We start from the raw sequence: 13,006 nt of genomic DNA, 5'->3' as shown, positions 1-13,006 counted from the left end.
GCGGGACGCGGATGCTTCACCGCGCCCGCTTCAAACAGGCTCTCGAAACGCTACCAAGGCGTCTTCTTCGGCAACATCTCAAAGGCAGCGAAGATATCCTCGGCGCTCATCGGCTCGCTCGAGCGCAGCTTAACGGTTCCGTCGCGTCCGATCAGGATCAGCCCGAACTCGCCGGACGGCGGTCCCTGCAGCCGATCGCGAATATCGTCGGCATCGAGTTCCCAGTCATCGTCGAACAGCGCAAAGGCGCCGCCGCCGGCGATGCTGAACACCTCGATGTCTTCCTCGATCAAGCGCATATGCGCCTTGCGCAGCCATTCGTCCTGGATGAGCGCGCGGTCATCTTGCGCATCGGCAAAGATGATCAGCACCCGTTTCCTGTCGCGAAACTGCTCGAGCGATTGCGGAAGCTCAGGCTCACGCCTGGGTGTACCGATGATTTCATGAACAATAGATTTTAGCATGGTGCTTCATTCCTCGCCCGTCACCACTGCATAATTCTTAAATCGGGATCGATTTAAGGATAGATTATGCAGCAATTCGAAGTTCTACAGCGCTCTTTGCGACTCTCGAAAAGGACGCTGTAGTGGCGGGCTGTGCCTGCCGAATTAAACGGCTGGGAATAAGCGAGGTTCCGCCAAAAAGCGGAAAAGGATCGCAGCCATGGCCGCGATCCTCACTTTGTCAGTCGCGACCCTGGTCTTCGGACGCGTGGGCCGAAACGGCGACGAGATCCGCAGCCCCAGTGACGTGAAGGCGCTTGCGCACCAAAACGCGCATGACACGCGCCGCCGTCGAGAAGGTCATCTGGTCGAGCGGGCCTTCGCCCTCCCACGGCTTGGTCAGCCGTTCGGTGACGGCGCCGACGATGTTCATCGGCACGATGTCGGTGCATTCGCGCATGGCTTCGAAAACGAAGCTGATGGGGATGACCCGTCCTTCGTGGGTCACGATCGGTTCGGTCAATTCGCTGTCCCATTCCTCGAAGGCGTAGAGCGCTTCGCGAAACAGCTGCTGGAGGTTGAACGGCGCGTGGCCGTCATGAAGTGGCGGCAGTGCATTCATCATGTCTGTCTCCTCTTGATGGGTTGAAGCCAAAGTCCTCCGGTATCGGTCGCGCCAAACGCGGGGAACGGAACGTTTTGCTGCCCCTGCGAACCGAATAACACTATTGATTCTATAGAGTAACGCGCTGGGGTAAAGCCCATTTATCAGCGCGCATGGAAGCGAATTCCATAACGCCATGATATTCTTGCATGTTTTAGTGGAAATTTTCTCGGCATGCGCCATTCGTCAAATATTTTTGCCTCCCGCCTGCCATCGGTGCGGAACGGCACAAAGGGCAGAAATCGCTGCGAAATCACGGAACTTTTGGCGCTGTAATCTGTTTTGTTCTCACATTCGCCAAACCGACTGGGGTTACCACCAATGACGCAAATCCGTGAACCGGAGCGCCGGAGCAGAATCCTGCGCGGCCGTCCCTATAGCCTTGATGAATTCGCCTCCAAATACGGCCTCCGAAACGAGCAGGCCGAAAGTCTGTTCAACCGTTTCGGGCCCTCCTCGATTGAGCTCGACCTGCTGATGGCAGCCAAGCGCCGGCTACCGGTTCTGCAGGACAGAATTGCCGAATAACACCTTGTCGAACGGAACGGATAGATGAGCGACAGACGCCACGAATGGATTAGCAAAAGAGCTTACGCGATCTGGGAGGAACAGGGCCGCCCTGATGGCCGCGACGACGAACATTGGCGCCAAGCGGTTGCCGAACGCGATGCGCTGGAACGCACGCAGGCCTCCGTCGATGGCCGCGAGGTGCTAGTGAAGTTTCGTCCGAAACCGCAGCGGCCCGAAATGCCGCGTCAGGACTGGGTCAATCCTTCGACAAAGGCCGGCTGACCCTTCCCTCTTGCCGGCTCAGCCCAGGCTGAGCCGGAAGCGGGCTTGAAAATCTCCCTGCCACCACATTGGGAAATTGGTTCCCCATTTATTGTTGTGCAGATTGAAGCGGATGCCGGCGGTAAAATCCGGCAGCGTCTTGCAAAATGTCATGAAATCCGAGCTTTGCGGCGCAACCAGCGGCGCATCGAAGGTTTCGATCGTCAGCGGGCCATCGGCAAGATCACCACGTGCTGATGTCACCGCCTGCAATTGCGCCCCGCCGCCTGTCGCAATATTCCCCGATCGGTGCCAGAGGCCCATCTTGCGGAAATTCCAGTCCCCGGCACCATCAGGCGTGAAGGAGAGGAAGCTTGCCTCCGGCATGCGGTTGGCCGGCTTGTCATTCAACGTCAGACGCAGGTCGAGGCGATCGCCCTCGGCGGTGAAATGCAGCATCACATGCGGCGGCGCGCCGTATGTCTGCACGGCCTCGGCCGGCATCGACAGCAGGATCCCCGCCTCTTGGGTCGCTTCCATCCTCGGAAGAAAAACCTTCGAAAGTGCTGCCCCCGACCGGGCAAGCCCCGGCTTGTCATGGTCGAGCACCGCCCATTCCTGGCGATGGGTCAGGTAGGTCTCCATGTGCCTGGTAACGTCGCCGGCATCGTAGCTCTCATATCGATAGGCGATCAGCGGGCCGTTGCGGCCGGAGATCGTCCGGCCGGAGGGCGAGGTGATTTCGGCCACATCGCCGCTCGCACCGTCGAGCGCGATCGACCAGCCACCGGTCTGCAGGCGGAGCTCCCGTCCACTACCCTCCATGACGGCGGGCGTGGCGAATTCGGCAAGCACCGCCTGGGCCGCCTTCCGGTTTGTCTCGTCGAGTTCCGAAACCGCCTGGTCGAGATAGGCGCGCTGCTCGTCCCATGAGGCTTCGGTATAGGCGAAGCGGTAATCGGATCGGCGTGCGGCCTCGAAATCGGCCCGCGACCATGCCTTGTCGTCGCGCAGATAGGATTTGATATCGACGCCGCAGGTATGTTCGGCCACCATCGCCAGTCCGCGCCCGAAGGCGAGGCGACGCGCGTCGAGCCCATCCGCTGCGAAACGGTCGTAGAGCCGCTGCAGCGCGAGGAACCGCGCCGTCTTCACCGGATCGCTGCCGCTGCCATGGATCCAGCTGTCGCCGAGTTCCAACTCAACAACAGGAAAACGCTCGCGCTCGCTCCAGAGAATGGCGCCGTAATCCTCGAGCGTCGCCGCACGGATGATCGCATCCGGCTCACGGGCGCGCAATTCGCGATAGGCCTCGGCCGTCTGCGGTACACTCTGCGGCCCCATATTGTCGTTGGTATGGGCAAAGCTCAGCCCGTCCTCGAAACCGTCGGGGAAACAGGTCTCGCCATAGGAGCGTTGGTACATGACGACCACCTCCTCGCCGCCGGGCGCCCGCCAGCGGAAGATGTCGGGCACATCGGGCGGTGATGAGGCCGTATTGACGCCGAGATGCAGGAAGCGGATGCCCGCTTCGGAAAGCAGCGGCACCATGCCGAGCGTATGGCCGGGCACATCGGTCATCTTCGCCGCGATCGTCGTCTTGCCGAAGCGCCGGTCGAGCTCCTGCGAATAGGAAAGCCCGGCCCGGAAAAGGTCGGGCGACATCAGCTCTGTATGGGTGGTGAACGGCAGGCCGTGCCAGCGGATCAGCCCGCGCTCGATCGCCTGTTCCAGCGCTGCCACCTCTCCCGCCGAGCGCGAATTCAGATGGTCCCAGATCAGCCAGGCGCCCGTCGTCCAGATGAATTTTGGCTCGTCGGGATTTTCGGCATGAAAATGCTTACCCGTTTCGATCGCCTGCGGAATGAAGCGCTCGTGATAGTGCCGGCGGACTTTCTCGGCATGGTCGGTAAAGCCGATATCGAGATGGGTCTTGAAGACCAGATGCACGCGCTTTTCAGTCATTCCATTCCACGCATCAGTGATGACAGTCTAAACATTCTGCAGCCAGTGGCGGCACAGGTGAGGAGTGTAACCGTTTCCACAAACACCATTGCTCCTGCCGCAAATTCTTCGTCAACCCATTTTGGCACAAATCGATGAAATAGTGCGGGTTTATTAACCATATATCCGAAAACGCTATCGTCCGACGCTTTCATCGTAGAATCGAATCGCGACAAGAATGAAGACGTGTTCATCGATAATTACATAGAAAGGCGGCGGGACTTCCTTGCTGCCGCGCCCGGGTGGTGCGCTGTTTAGCCAAGGAGAAAAGCCTGAGCCTTTCGGGAAAGCCGATTATCAGAAGGCGTTGGTTTCCTGGCAGAGCGCCCGGTGAACCTCGGTCCAGAACAGCGCCAGCGGCGTGTCGCCGTTGCGTTCGGCAACGAGGGCGCGGATCAGCGCTTCGGAGCCTGCCATGTCCTGCCAGCTGGATTTCAGGCCCTTGGCGGCCTGTTGGCATTCGGCAATCGCGAATGGTCTCTTGCTGTCCATATGAGGTCTCCTCATGAAAGGCGCTAGCAGATGGGGCCCGGATTGTCATTCCCCGCATATGTGGGGATGCCTTGTATTTATGACAGCGCTCGCGGTAGGATTGAGGGGATTGGGGCAGTGGAAATGATTGAGAATACCTACAGCGAAAAGTTCGAGTCCGCTTTCGAACAGATCAAGGCTGCGGCCAATGTGGATGCCGCCATCCGCATTCTCCAGGCGGAATATGGCCTCGATTTCGTCACCTACCATCTCGCCCAGACGATCGCGGCCAAGATCGATTCGCCCTTCGTGCGCACCACCTACCCGGATGCCTGGGTCTCCCGCTACCTCCTGAACAGCTATGTGAAGGTCGATCCGATCGTCAAGCAGGGCTTCGAACGCCAGCTGCCCTTCGATTGGAGCGAGGTCGAGCCGACGCCGGAGGCCTATGCCATGCTGGTCGATGCCCAGAAGCACGGTATCGGCGGCAACGGCTACTCCATTCCCGTTGCCGACAAGGCGCAGCGCCGCGCGCTCTTGTCGCTGAATGCCCGCAAACCGGCGGAAGAATGGGCCGAACTCGTCCGCCGCTGCCGCAACGAATGGATCGAGATCGCCCATCTCATCCACCGCAAGGCCGTCTACGAGCTGCATGGTGAAAACGATCCGGTGCCGGCATTGTCGCCGCGCGAGATCGAATGTCTGCACTGGACGGCGCTGGGCAAGGATTACAAGGATATTTCGGTGATCCTCGGCATATCGGAGCACACCACGCGCGATTATCTGAAGACCGCCCGCTTCAAACTCGGCTGCGCCACGATCTCGGCCGCCGCTTCGCGGGCCGTGCAATTGCGCATCATCAATCCCTAGCGCATGTCGTTGTCGCAAAACCGCTGCACACTTTTGCGCGATATGCGCCCCCCCCTCATCTGAGGGGGCCCATCTGAGGGAATTTCCGAACCGGCCCGCTTGAACCATTCTGCTTTCCACGAACTTGAAAACGCTGGAGGGCAAAATGTTCGTTATCATTCAGGCACATGAGTATCAGAAATACGCTGCCGTACTCGACCAAATGTTTCGCCTGCGCAAGAAGGTCTTCGCCGATACGCTCGGCTGGGACGTTCCCGTCATCGGCCCTTACGAACGCGACAGCTACGATTCGCTCGCCCCAGCTTACCTCGTCTGGTGCAACGATAGCCGCACCCGCCTCTATGGCGGCATGCGCCTGATGCCGACGACCGGCCCGACCCTTCTCTACGACGTCTTCCGCGAGACGTTTCCCGATGCCGCCAATCTGATTGCCCCCGGCATCTGGGAAGGCACGCGCATGTGCATCGACGAGGAGGCGATCGCCGAGGATTTCTCCAATGTCGATGCCGGCCGCGCCTTCTCCATGATGCTGCTTGCGCTTTGCGAATGCGCGCTCGATCACGGCATCCATACGATGATTTCCAACTACGAGCCCTACCTCAAGCGCGTCTACAAGCGCGCCGGCGCCGAAGTGGAAGAACTCGGCCGTGCAGACGGCTACGGCAAATACCCCGTCTGCTGCGGCGCCTTCGAAGTATCGGACCGGGTGCTGCGCAAGATGCGCGCCGCCCTCGGCCTCACCCTACCCCTTTATGTCAGGCACGTGCCGGCCCGCTCGGTCGTGACCCAATTCCTGGAGATGGCAGCATGAATCGCCTCGCTGAAACCACCACGCAGACCGCAATACAGAAGGATATCGGCGCTCTCGAGCGCCATGTTCTCGCATCCCGCGACATCGCCACGCAGATAGGGGATCCCTTCCTCTCCTATCTCCTTTCGATGGCGCTGTTCACGATCTACGAGAAGAAGGCCCATCACGAGAACGAGGCGCTGAAGAGCAGCTTCAGCTGAGGGTGTGGTTCCCCTCCGCCCCGCCTGAAGACGAGCATGTCTCCCGGCGCCTCGCGCGCAGCCGCAAAAACAGTCCCCGTTTTGCGGCTGCGCGCCCCTGTCCAGTCATCAGGGTATTGCCGTTACGTCATCAGGGAATCGATGGTCGAAATCAGCGTGTCGTGCATGTAGGGCTTCGGCAGGAAGGCGGTATTGGCGGGCAGCACCATCGGATCGAGCCGCACCATGCCCGAGGTGATGATGATGCCGATGTTCGGCCGCATCGCCCTCACCCGATTGGCAAGCTGGAGACCGTCCATCGAACCCGCCATATTGACGTCGGTGAACAGGATATCGACATCCTGCCTGCCCTTCAGCACCACCAGAGCCTCGTCGGCATTCGCCGCCTCCAGCGCCACATGACCGACCTCTTCCAGCACATCGAGGATATTGAACCGGATCAGCGGCTCGTCCTCCACGATGAGCACCACGGCACTGTTCGAAGCCACCATCTGCGATCGCCCTCTTCATGCGGAATGTGACTTGGATAAGTGTAGCCCGCGCGAGAAGGTTCCAGTGGCTGCCAACGAAATATGCATCGTCCACAGATGCTTGCGCTCACCGCTTGTGGCTCCCCCGGATTTGCGTTAGAGCGGAAACCGTGCTGCGGGAACCATTGCCCCGGCACCCAAGCGCCGGACACCCGACGCCAGGGCCTGTAGCTCAATGGTTAGAGCCGGCGGCTCATAACCGCTTGGTTGGGGGTTCGAGTCCCTCCGGGCCCACCATTCAACCTTTAAGCGGAAAATCAAATCTCCTGTAGCGGGACGCGAATTTCCGCAATTTTAACACGAGTTCCGGAATTTTCGGTAATCGAAGTTCCTTTAAGGCCGCTTCGAAGCATGCTCGATCTCTTTGCAAAGCAGGAGCACTCGAGATCATCCTGATCGGGTCGACAGCGCATGTGATCGTCGGGTGAGACTGCGACAAGGAGTATGCGCCACGGTTCGCAAACGACTGGTAGAGACTTACCGAGAATGATCAGAAACTTCTCGTTCGTGCAGCGCTTTGCGGATTGATACGCGTATGAGCAGCCTGATCGTCGAGCCACCTGCCTTTCGATGGAAGTTGTGGTACTTATTGATGGATATCACTGTTCTCGGGAGGAGTAGCAATTCATGGTCGTGCACAGGGATATGACTAGCAACGAATGGAAGTGGCTTGTGCGCCTTTGCCAACACGAAGCGGATAGCATTCCTAAGGAAATTGAAGCGCGGTTTACCGAACTTGGTCTGCTCGGGCCGAATGGTCTTTCGGACAATGCCAGGAATTTGGTTCAAAATGAACTGCTGGCAGAGCGGCGAAACAGACTGCAAGGGCTTCACTGAATGATGACCTTGGACCCCAAGCAGGAGTTCAAGGTGGTGATGTTCACTGCGGCACGGCCCAAACGGGTAACAGACTATCTCGGCGGCGGGCGTTTCCTGATCGTCCGTGCAGCTATTAGCACGGCATCACGCCCGACCGGTGCACATTTCTAATAGCTACAAGAACGCCCGTCGCTAGGTCTAAACCCACCCCCACACGCGGGATTAAGCGGCTGACGCTCATAATAACCGCCGCCGATCGACGACGTCTGGTCGACGCTTCCGGACGAAGTGCAACCCGAAATGATCGTAGCAAGGCTGATCAGCGTTCCGGTCGCGACAAATGCGAAAAATCGGTTCATCTGAGCTTCTCCTTCGGAGGGGTATGGTTTTACCCAAGCGGGCAATCTACCACCCACGGCGAATACCGACGAGGATTTATAGCAGCCGACCGCCCTCGACGAGCGTTTCTAACGCCAATGTGATCACCTTTTAGGCCAGCCACCCTCAAGCCATGCACTGTCACATAACTGTCATGCAAAATTGCCCATTGTTATGGCAGCCTGGGCAAAATATATGCTGCCGGCTAACAAAAAAAAGAATGAGTGAACTACCATGAGTGCCATACATAAACTTTTCAACCGCAATCTCCTGACCCGCTTCGTCGCTGGTCTCGGTGCGGTTCCCCAGCGTATTCGCGACGCACGCCAAGAGCGCAAGCCCGCTATCCATCCATCCTTCATGGACGATTTCGGGGCCCAGTAGGACAATTGGCGAGTCAACAGACTCGTCTGCCCCCCGCCATTACGTCCTCCAATGTCATTTCAGTTGATATCAGATGGGAAGCCGCCATCGGCTTCTGATCAAGTTGCGGCGGAAATTCCTTCCGGAACCAGATCCGGTCGACGGGCCGGCCTCCCGCATGCCCGCTGACCCTGCCGAATTCGACATATCCGAGCTTCGGGTAAAAGTCCGGGGCCCGGGTCGAGAGTGTGTCGACACAGGCCGTGACGGCGGCGCGGCGTCGCCCTTCTTCTTCCGCCGCCGCCATCAGCTTCCGGCCGATGCCGCTCAGGCGCAGCGATTTTTCGACCCACAGATTGCCGATGAAAAGAACCGAGAAGGAAACGGACGCCGTTATTCCGGCGATAAGCCTTCCGTTTTCCCGCCAGACGATGGCGAAGGCCTCGCGTATGATCTCAGCGCTCTCGTTGAAGGCGTTCAGGCCATCGGAAATCGCGGTGGCGATCTCGGAGGGGACGGGATCGAGCGTTTCGAACATTGCTTCCTCGTCGTTGATGGTCGCCATATGATAGCGAGCCGTCGGTTCCGGTCCAGCCGTTTCGGCTTTTAACGGGCGGCGGACGCCCCCTGATTCAAGCTCCAATGCATGCACCCCGCAGATTTTTCTCTCGCTACGCATGCGCCTGTCTTTTCCGCCGTAATAGCTTCACAATCAACCGACAGAAAGCTCATCCGGGAAACGACAACCAAGGAATGAAAACATGGCGCCGATCTATACCAAAACTGTCCTGATGACCGCCCTTCTGGCGCTGCCGCTCGCCGCCGCAGCGCCCGCCTTCGCGCAGGAGGCAAAGCCGCGCGAACCGGTGATTTCGGTGACCGGCGATGGCGAATCGTCCGTCGCTCCCGATATGGCCGTCGTCAATCTCGCCGTCGTCAAGCAGGCGAAAACCGCCCGCGAAGCACTCGATGAGAACAACAAGGCGATGAACGACGTGCTTGCCGCGCTGAAGAGCGGCGGCATCGCCGAGCGCGATCTGCAGACCTCCGGCTTTTCCATCCAGCCGCAATACAACTATCCGCAGCCGGTCGACGGCCAGCAGCAGCAGCCGCAGCTAATCGGCTACCAGACCATCAATTCCGTCACCGTCAGGCTGCGCGATCTCGCCAAGCTCGGCGAGGTGATCGACCAGTCCGTCACCCTCGGCATCAACCAGGGCGGCGAAATCCAGTTCACCAACGACAAGCCGGACGCTGCGATCGAAGAGGCACGCAAGGCCGCGGTCGCCGATGCCGTCAAAAGGGCAAAGACGCTGAGCGAAGCCGCCGGCGTCAAGCTCGGCCGCATTCTCGAGATCAACGAGAATGTGCCGCGCGCAATGCCGCAGCCAGTCTATCGCGCCACGATGATGAAAGAGGCTTCCGACGCTGCCGTTCCAGTCCAGGGCGGCGAGAACAATTACAATGTCAGCGTCACCGTGACCTTCGCGATCGAGCAATAAACATTGTAGCGCCGCGCGTCTTTTCAGGCGCACAGCGCTCGTTTCAATGTCATCTTCTGCTCCTCGGCCCAAGAGAACGCCGATGCCAGCCCCTCATCCGGCTGCCGCCACCTTCTCCCCGTAAACGGGGCGAAGGGACAATGCCGCGCCCTCTCCGTTCCCCGCTCGCTCTCGCAGGGCACGTCCCCTCGCCCCTTTTTTACGGGGAGAGGGTTAGGGTGAGGGGCAGCCATTGGCGCCAACCGGACAGCCGTGGCACAGGACCCACAATGATGCCGGAGGAAAGAGCGCAGTCAAACTGAGCGCAAAAGAAAACCGCCCTTGCCGATCCGGGGAGACTGGCAAAGGCGGTTCTTAGCCGCCGCATCGGGGAGACGGGGCGGCGTTTTCTTCCATTGATTAGCGGCGGCGCAGGGCGGGGCAGCCGCGCACATTGCCGAAGCTCATTTCATCGGGACCGCGACGCGTCCAGCCCTGGACGATCACGCGGCGTGGCGTGATGTCGACGACCCGAGCGCGACGAAAGCCGTAATCCCGGGCGAGGTTTTCGGCGAGCTGCGGATTGCAGCCGCGCGACGGCCGGCCGTAGCCCGGGCCCGGAGGCGGACGGCGGTAATCCTGCGGCGGACCACGGTCCGGCTCGCCAATAATGATATTCAACTGGGCGGCGGCCGGGGCCACCGTACCGGCCAGGGTGCCGGCTGTCAGCATGACGGCAAGACCCGCCTTTGCCAGAAACTGCATCATCGAAAAACCTTTTCCTTTGAAAGTCGGTGCGGCGAGCCGCCCTCCCCATTAGTTCGCATTACGCCGAAGCGTCATTTGGGAATCACTCATACAGGTCAGAGAAGAGACGGCTGAAAGTGTCAGCGTCAAGGCAAAAGCGGGCCGGAAGCGCCACATCGGCGCCTCCGGCCGCAGTCCTCAGCGCCGGATCAGCGGGCAGCCGCGGACATTCGCGAAAGTCATCCTGTCCCAGCCGCGGCGGTCGCGCCCTGCGACAACGACGACCCGCGGCGACATGCGGGTGATATGGGCTCTCCGCAGGCCGAAATCACGCGCCTTGCGCACCGCATGCATCGGTGAGCAGCCGCGGATCGGACGATGATATTGCGCCTCGACGACGAAGTTCGTCTGCGGTCCGGCGGCGGCCGCCGTGGAAACAGTGGCCGGAATGGTGCAGAGGGCGAGCAGAGCGGCAAGCGAAGCCTTGGTCAGGAAATGCGTCATGGGATGTCTCCGTCGATTGGTATTATCTAAGCTCTCCCTTCAGGGATTGTCTCGACAGTAGACCCAGCAAACTGAATGGCGTTGGAACCGGGCATTCAGTTTGCATTCACAACGATTAACTCTTTCAATCGCTGAGATGCAGCACGATTTCGCGCCGGTGCGGCCGGTCTCGATGTTCAAAGAGATAGAGCCCCTGCCAGGTGCCGAGCATCAACCGCCCCCTGGCGACGGGAATGCCAATCGAGACCTGCGTCAGCGCCGCCTTGATATGCGCCGGCATGTCGTCCGGCCCCTCGGCCCTGTGCACGATCCAGCCCATGTCAGGATCGGAGGCCGGCGGCACGAGGCGGCGGAAGAAGGCGAGAAGATCGGTGCGCACATCGGGATCGGCATTTTCCTGGATCAACAGCGAACAGGAGGTGTGGCGCACGAAGACCGTAAGAAGCCCCTCCTCCCGCCCCGACGCGCTGACGAAGGCCTCCGCCTGGGGGGTGAACTCGTAAAGGCCCTGTCCGCGTGTGGACAGAGTGAGGATCGTCTGGGGCAAGGCGCTCTCCCGCTTCGAGATGACATCTCTCGCGAGTTGGCGCGCTGCTCGGCGCAAGTCAAGCTTGCGCGTGCAAGTCAAGCTTGCCCGGGCAAAGTCAAGCTTGACTGGGGCGATCAAAGCCTGAGCAGCGTCTCGAAGCCGCCGTAGATCATCCGCTTGCCATCGAACGGCATCTGCCACTGGTCGCCCTTGAGCCTGGGATCGGCCATCACCTTGGCATTGATATCGTCGCGCTCCTCGCGCGAGCCATAGACGATCCAGGAAAACACCACCACCTCGTCCTCCTTCGCCTGCACGGCGCGGGGAAAGGAGGTCAACTCGCCATAGGGCACGTCGTCGCCGATACATTCGACATATTCGAGCGCGCCATATTCGTTCCAGATCGAGCCGGCGAAGGTCGAGAATCCCTTGTAGGTCTCGATATTCCCCTTCGGAACCGCCACGATGAAACCATCGACATAGGACATCTCGCTCCTCCTTTGCGTATCTGCGCATTATGGCGGAGGAGATAGGACGGCGGCCAGGCAGGTCCAGTGACGAAGCGTTCAACCGCCTTTTCATCTCTGATTTGCGCCGCTGTCGATCGTTCACTGGATTTATGAGGTTTGACCCCGATCCGGTTTTCCGCTTTACCGGCTTTGCAGAACAATCCTTCGAGTGAGCATCGGGCAGGACACCATGATTAGAGCGGTCCTTTTTGATCTTGACGAGACACTCATCGACAAGACCGCTGCCGTCCTCACCTTCCTGCCGCTCCAATACCAGCGATTTCGTCTTGGCGAGCACGGTGTCGAGGAACAGCGCTACATTGCTGAATTCCTGCAGCTGGAGAAGGCCGGCCTGGTTAGAAAGCGCGATCTTTATCCGCGCCTGACGGAGACATTCGGTCTTCCAGGCGACCTTGCTGCAGCCCTCTTCCATGACTTCGAGACAGTGTATCCCGGCATGGCTGTTCCCATGTCAGGGGCAAAACAGACCATTTCCACGCTGAAGCAATACGGCGTTCTAATCGGCGTCGTCAGCAATGGCGAAGCCAATGTTCAGCGACCGAAAATCGCGGCGGCGGGACTGAACGAAGTGCTCGACCTGGTGGTCATTTCAGGAGATATCGGTCTTCGTAAACCGGCACGGGAAATTTTCGAACTGGCTGCTGGCCGTCTCGACCTGCCCGTCGACAACTGTCTCTTCGTCGGTGACAATCCCGAGGCCGATATTCTTGGAGCAGACAACGCCGGCATGCATGCCGTCTATTTCGGCCCGAAAAACGCCTGGCCCGCTTCGCTGCCCTCGCCGCGGTATCGAATAGAGTTGCTGCCGCAGCTGATAGCCCTTGTCCGCGATCTGAACGCACTCACCGAGGGCTTGATGGCGACGAAGCGCCCGCGCCGAAGGTGACGCCC

At 59.7% G+C, this 13,006-nt stretch carries 19 protein-coding genes, 1 tRNA gene and 1 pseudogene; 10 read left to right on the top strand and 11 right to left on the bottom strand.

Features of this window, described 5'->3' with window-relative positions; all coding sequences use genetic code 11:
* Positions 1-50: 50 nt before the first annotated feature.
* Both HFO71_RS02205 and HFO71_RS02200 read right to left on the bottom strand, forming a co-directional pair.
* The gene (locus tag HFO71_RS02205) at positions 51-464 is read right to left on the bottom strand and encodes a DUF4174 domain-containing protein (protein WP_168258890.1); all 414 of its coding nucleotides are present in this window, start codon (positions 462-464) and stop codon (positions 51-53) included.
* 220 nt (positions 465-684) lie between these two features.
* Positions 685-1,068: a BRA0787 family protein gene (locus HFO71_RS02200; protein WP_025395374.1), complete on the bottom strand. Its 384-nt coding sequence runs from the start codon at positions 1,066-1,068 to the stop codon at positions 685-687.
* Positions 1,069-1,428: 360 nt separating this feature from the next.
* On the opposite strand from HFO71_RS02200, the gene HFO71_RS02195 reads away from it, so the two are divergent.
* Together HFO71_RS02195 and HFO71_RS02190 are read left to right on the top strand one after the other, a co-directional pair.
* Positions 1,429-1,635, top strand: a complete 207-nt coding sequence (locus HFO71_RS02195) for a hypothetical protein (protein ID WP_131639544.1) — start codon at positions 1,429-1,431, stop codon at positions 1,633-1,635.
* 24 nt (positions 1,636-1,659) lie between these two features.
* A complete protein-coding gene (locus HFO71_RS02190) occupies positions 1,660-1,899 on the top strand; it encodes a DUF2934 domain-containing protein (protein WP_025395376.1) in 240 nt (79 codons plus the stop codon).
* 18 nt (positions 1,900-1,917) lie between these two features.
* Here the strand turns inward: HFO71_RS02190 and HFO71_RS02185 are convergent, their stop codons facing one another.
* Both HFO71_RS02185 and HFO71_RS02180 read right to left on the bottom strand, forming a co-directional pair.
* Positions 1,918-3,843 carry a DUF5054 domain-containing protein gene (locus HFO71_RS02185; RefSeq protein ID WP_221987511.1) on the bottom strand — a complete coding sequence of 642 codons (1,926 nt, stop codon included), beginning with the start codon at positions 3,841-3,843 and terminating at the stop codon, positions 1,918-1,920.
* A 336-nt stretch (positions 3,844-4,179) separates the two neighbouring features.
* Positions 4,180-4,374 (bottom strand): hypothetical protein, encoded by a 195-nt coding sequence (locus HFO71_RS02180; protein ID WP_017961375.1) that lies wholly within the window; start codon positions 4,372-4,374, stop codon positions 4,180-4,182.
* A gap of 123 nt (positions 4,375-4,497) precedes the next feature.
* Here HFO71_RS02180 and HFO71_RS02175 point away from each other — a divergent pair, with 123 nt between their 5' ends.
* The 3 genes from HFO71_RS02175 (at position 4,498) to HFO71_RS02165 (ending at position 6,234) form a co-directional block, all read left to right on the top strand.
* On the top strand, positions 4,498-5,223 hold the full coding sequence (locus HFO71_RS02175) for a LuxR family transcriptional regulator (protein WP_077978842.1): 726 nt from the start codon (positions 4,498-4,500) through the stop codon (positions 5,221-5,223).
* Between the two features lie 145 nt (positions 5,224-5,368).
* The gene (locus tag HFO71_RS02170) at positions 5,369-6,034 is read left to right on the top strand and encodes an acyl-homoserine-lactone synthase (RefSeq protein WP_077978843.1); all 666 of its coding nucleotides are present in this window, start codon (positions 5,369-5,371) and stop codon (positions 6,032-6,034) included.
* On the top strand, positions 6,031-6,234 hold the full coding sequence (locus HFO71_RS02165) for a hypothetical protein (RefSeq protein ID WP_017961378.1): 204 nt from the start codon (positions 6,031-6,033) through the stop codon (positions 6,232-6,234). Before HFO71_RS02170 ends, HFO71_RS02165 begins: the two co-directional genes overlap by 4 nt.
* A 122-nt stretch (positions 6,235-6,356) precedes the next feature.
* Here HFO71_RS02165 and HFO71_RS02160 read toward each other — a convergent pair whose 3' ends face one another.
* A complete protein-coding gene (locus HFO71_RS02160) occupies positions 6,357-6,725 on the bottom strand; it encodes a response regulator (protein WP_221987508.1) in 369 nt (122 codons plus the stop codon).
* Positions 6,726-6,925: 200 nt separating this feature from the next.
* Between HFO71_RS02160 and HFO71_RS02155 the strand changes: the two genes are divergently transcribed.
* Both HFO71_RS02155 and HFO71_RS02150 read left to right on the top strand, forming a co-directional pair.
* Positions 6,926-7,001, top strand: a tRNA-Ile gene (locus HFO71_RS02155).
* Positions 7,002-7,391: 390 nt separating this feature from the next.
* Positions 7,392-7,601: a hypothetical protein gene (locus HFO71_RS02150; protein ID WP_221968264.1), complete on the top strand. Its 210-nt coding sequence runs from the start codon at positions 7,392-7,394 to the stop codon at positions 7,599-7,601.
* Positions 7,602-7,750: 149 nt separating this feature from the next.
* Here the strand turns inward: HFO71_RS02150 and HFO71_RS02145 are convergent, their stop codons facing one another.
* Positions 7,751-7,942: a hypothetical protein gene (locus HFO71_RS02145; protein WP_077978844.1), complete on the bottom strand. Its 192-nt coding sequence runs from the start codon at positions 7,940-7,942 to the stop codon at positions 7,751-7,753.
* Between the two features lie 253 nt (positions 7,943-8,195).
* On the opposite strand from HFO71_RS02145, the gene HFO71_RS02140 reads away from it, so the two are divergent.
* Entirely contained in the window at positions 8,196-8,345 is a 150-nt protein-coding gene (locus HFO71_RS02140) for a hypothetical protein (RefSeq protein ID WP_165940268.1), read from the top strand.
* Positions 8,346-8,457: 112 nt separating this feature from the next.
* Here the strand turns inward: HFO71_RS02140 and HFO71_RS02135 are convergent.
* Positions 8,458-8,889, bottom strand: a pseudogene (locus tag HFO71_RS02135) (GNAT family N-acetyltransferase); the annotation flags it as partial.
* Between the two features lie 196 nt (positions 8,890-9,085).
* Here HFO71_RS02135 and HFO71_RS02130 point away from each other — a divergent pair.
* Entirely contained in the window at positions 9,086-9,826 is a 741-nt protein-coding gene (locus HFO71_RS02130; RefSeq protein WP_168258869.1) for an SIMPL domain-containing protein, read from the top strand.
* Positions 9,827-10,225: 399 nt separating this feature from the next.
* Here the strand turns inward: HFO71_RS02130 and HFO71_RS02125 are convergent, their stop codons facing one another.
* From HFO71_RS02125 to HFO71_RS02110, 4 genes are all read right to left on the bottom strand, one after another.
* Positions 10,226-10,573 (bottom strand): hypothetical protein, encoded by a 348-nt coding sequence (locus tag HFO71_RS02125; RefSeq protein WP_011652868.1) that lies wholly within the window; start codon positions 10,571-10,573, stop codon positions 10,226-10,228.
* A 177-nt stretch (positions 10,574-10,750) separates the two neighbouring features.
* Positions 10,751-11,056: a hypothetical protein gene (locus HFO71_RS02120; RefSeq protein WP_077978846.1), complete on the bottom strand. Its 306-nt coding sequence runs from the start codon at positions 11,054-11,056 to the stop codon at positions 10,751-10,753.
* A 124-nt stretch (positions 11,057-11,180) separates the two neighbouring features.
* The gene (locus tag HFO71_RS02115; RefSeq protein WP_077978847.1) at positions 11,181-11,603 is read right to left on the bottom strand and encodes a secondary thiamine-phosphate synthase enzyme YjbQ; all 423 of its coding nucleotides are present in this window, start codon (positions 11,601-11,603) and stop codon (positions 11,181-11,183) included.
* Between the two features lie 116 nt (positions 11,604-11,719).
* On the bottom strand, positions 11,720-12,073 hold the full coding sequence (locus HFO71_RS02110) for a DUF1428 domain-containing protein (protein ID WP_221987506.1): 354 nt from the start codon (positions 12,071-12,073) through the stop codon (positions 11,720-11,722).
* 211 nt (positions 12,074-12,284) lie between these two features.
* Here HFO71_RS02110 and HFO71_RS02105 point away from each other — a divergent pair, with 211 nt between their 5' ends.
* Positions 12,285-13,001, top strand: a complete 717-nt coding sequence (locus HFO71_RS02105; protein ID WP_168258868.1) for an HAD family hydrolase — start codon at positions 12,285-12,287, stop codon at positions 12,999-13,001.
* Positions 13,002-13,006 lie beyond the last annotated feature (5 nt).

The organism is Rhizobium laguerreae, assembly GCF_019778565.1.
Lineage (GTDB): Bacteria > Pseudomonadota > Alphaproteobacteria > Rhizobiales > Rhizobiaceae > Rhizobium > Rhizobium laguerreae.
The sequence above is the reverse complement of the archived record's forward strand: the minus strand, read 5'-3'. Positions and strand labels throughout refer to the sequence as shown.

What these genes read in the sequence shown, in the direction of transcription:
- HFO71_RS02205 (WP_168258890.1), bottom strand. Translation starts at nt 464, where the DNA reads ATGCTAAAATCTATTGTTCATGAAATCATCGGTACACCCAGGCGTGAG.
- HFO71_RS02200 (WP_025395374.1), bottom strand. Translation starts at nt 1,068, where the DNA reads ATGATGAATGCACTGCCGCCACTTCATGACGGCCACGCGCCGTTCAAC.
- HFO71_RS02195 (WP_131639544.1), top strand. Translation starts at nt 1,429, where the DNA reads ATGACGCAAATCCGTGAACCGGAGCGCCGGAGCAGAATCCTGCGCGGC.
- HFO71_RS02190 (WP_025395376.1), top strand. Translation starts at nt 1,660, where the DNA reads ATGAGCGACAGACGCCACGAATGGATTAGCAAAAGAGCTTACGCGATC.
- HFO71_RS02185 (WP_221987511.1), bottom strand. Translation starts at nt 3,843, where the DNA reads ATGACTGAAAAGCGCGTGCATCTGGTCTTCAAGACCCATCTCGATATC.
- HFO71_RS02180 (WP_017961375.1), bottom strand. Translation starts at nt 4,374, where the DNA reads ATGGACAGCAAGAGACCATTCGCGATTGCCGAATGCCAACAGGCCGCC.
- HFO71_RS02175 (WP_077978842.1), top strand. Translation starts at nt 4,498, where the DNA reads ATGATTGAGAATACCTACAGCGAAAAGTTCGAGTCCGCTTTCGAACAG.
- HFO71_RS02170 (WP_077978843.1), top strand. Translation starts at nt 5,369, where the DNA reads ATGTTCGTTATCATTCAGGCACATGAGTATCAGAAATACGCTGCCGTA.
- HFO71_RS02165 (WP_017961378.1), top strand. Translation starts at nt 6,031, where the DNA reads ATGAATCGCCTCGCTGAAACCACCACGCAGACCGCAATACAGAAGGAT.
- HFO71_RS02160 (WP_221987508.1), bottom strand. Translation starts at nt 6,725, where the DNA reads ATGGTGGCTTCGAACAGTGCCGTGGTGCTCATCGTGGAGGACGAGCCG.
- HFO71_RS02150 (WP_221968264.1), top strand. Translation starts at nt 7,392, where the DNA reads ATGGTCGTGCACAGGGATATGACTAGCAACGAATGGAAGTGGCTTGTG.
- HFO71_RS02145 (WP_077978844.1), bottom strand. Translation starts at nt 7,942, where the DNA reads ATGAACCGATTTTTCGCATTTGTCGCGACCGGAACGCTGATCAGCCTT.
- HFO71_RS02140 (WP_165940268.1), top strand. Translation starts at nt 8,196, where the DNA reads ATGAGTGCCATACATAAACTTTTCAACCGCAATCTCCTGACCCGCTTC.
- HFO71_RS02130 (WP_168258869.1), top strand. Translation starts at nt 9,086, where the DNA reads ATGGCGCCGATCTATACCAAAACTGTCCTGATGACCGCCCTTCTGGCG.
- HFO71_RS02125 (WP_011652868.1), bottom strand. Translation starts at nt 10,573, where the DNA reads ATGATGCAGTTTCTGGCAAAGGCGGGTCTTGCCGTCATGCTGACAGCC.
- HFO71_RS02120 (WP_077978846.1), bottom strand. Translation starts at nt 11,056, where the DNA reads ATGACGCATTTCCTGACCAAGGCTTCGCTTGCCGCTCTGCTCGCCCTC.
- HFO71_RS02110 (WP_221987506.1), bottom strand. Translation starts at nt 12,073, where the DNA reads ATGTCCTATGTCGATGGTTTCATCGTGGCGGTTCCGAAGGGGAATATC.
- HFO71_RS02105 (WP_168258868.1), top strand. Translation starts at nt 12,285, where the DNA reads ATGATTAGAGCGGTCCTTTTTGATCTTGACGAGACACTCATCGACAAG.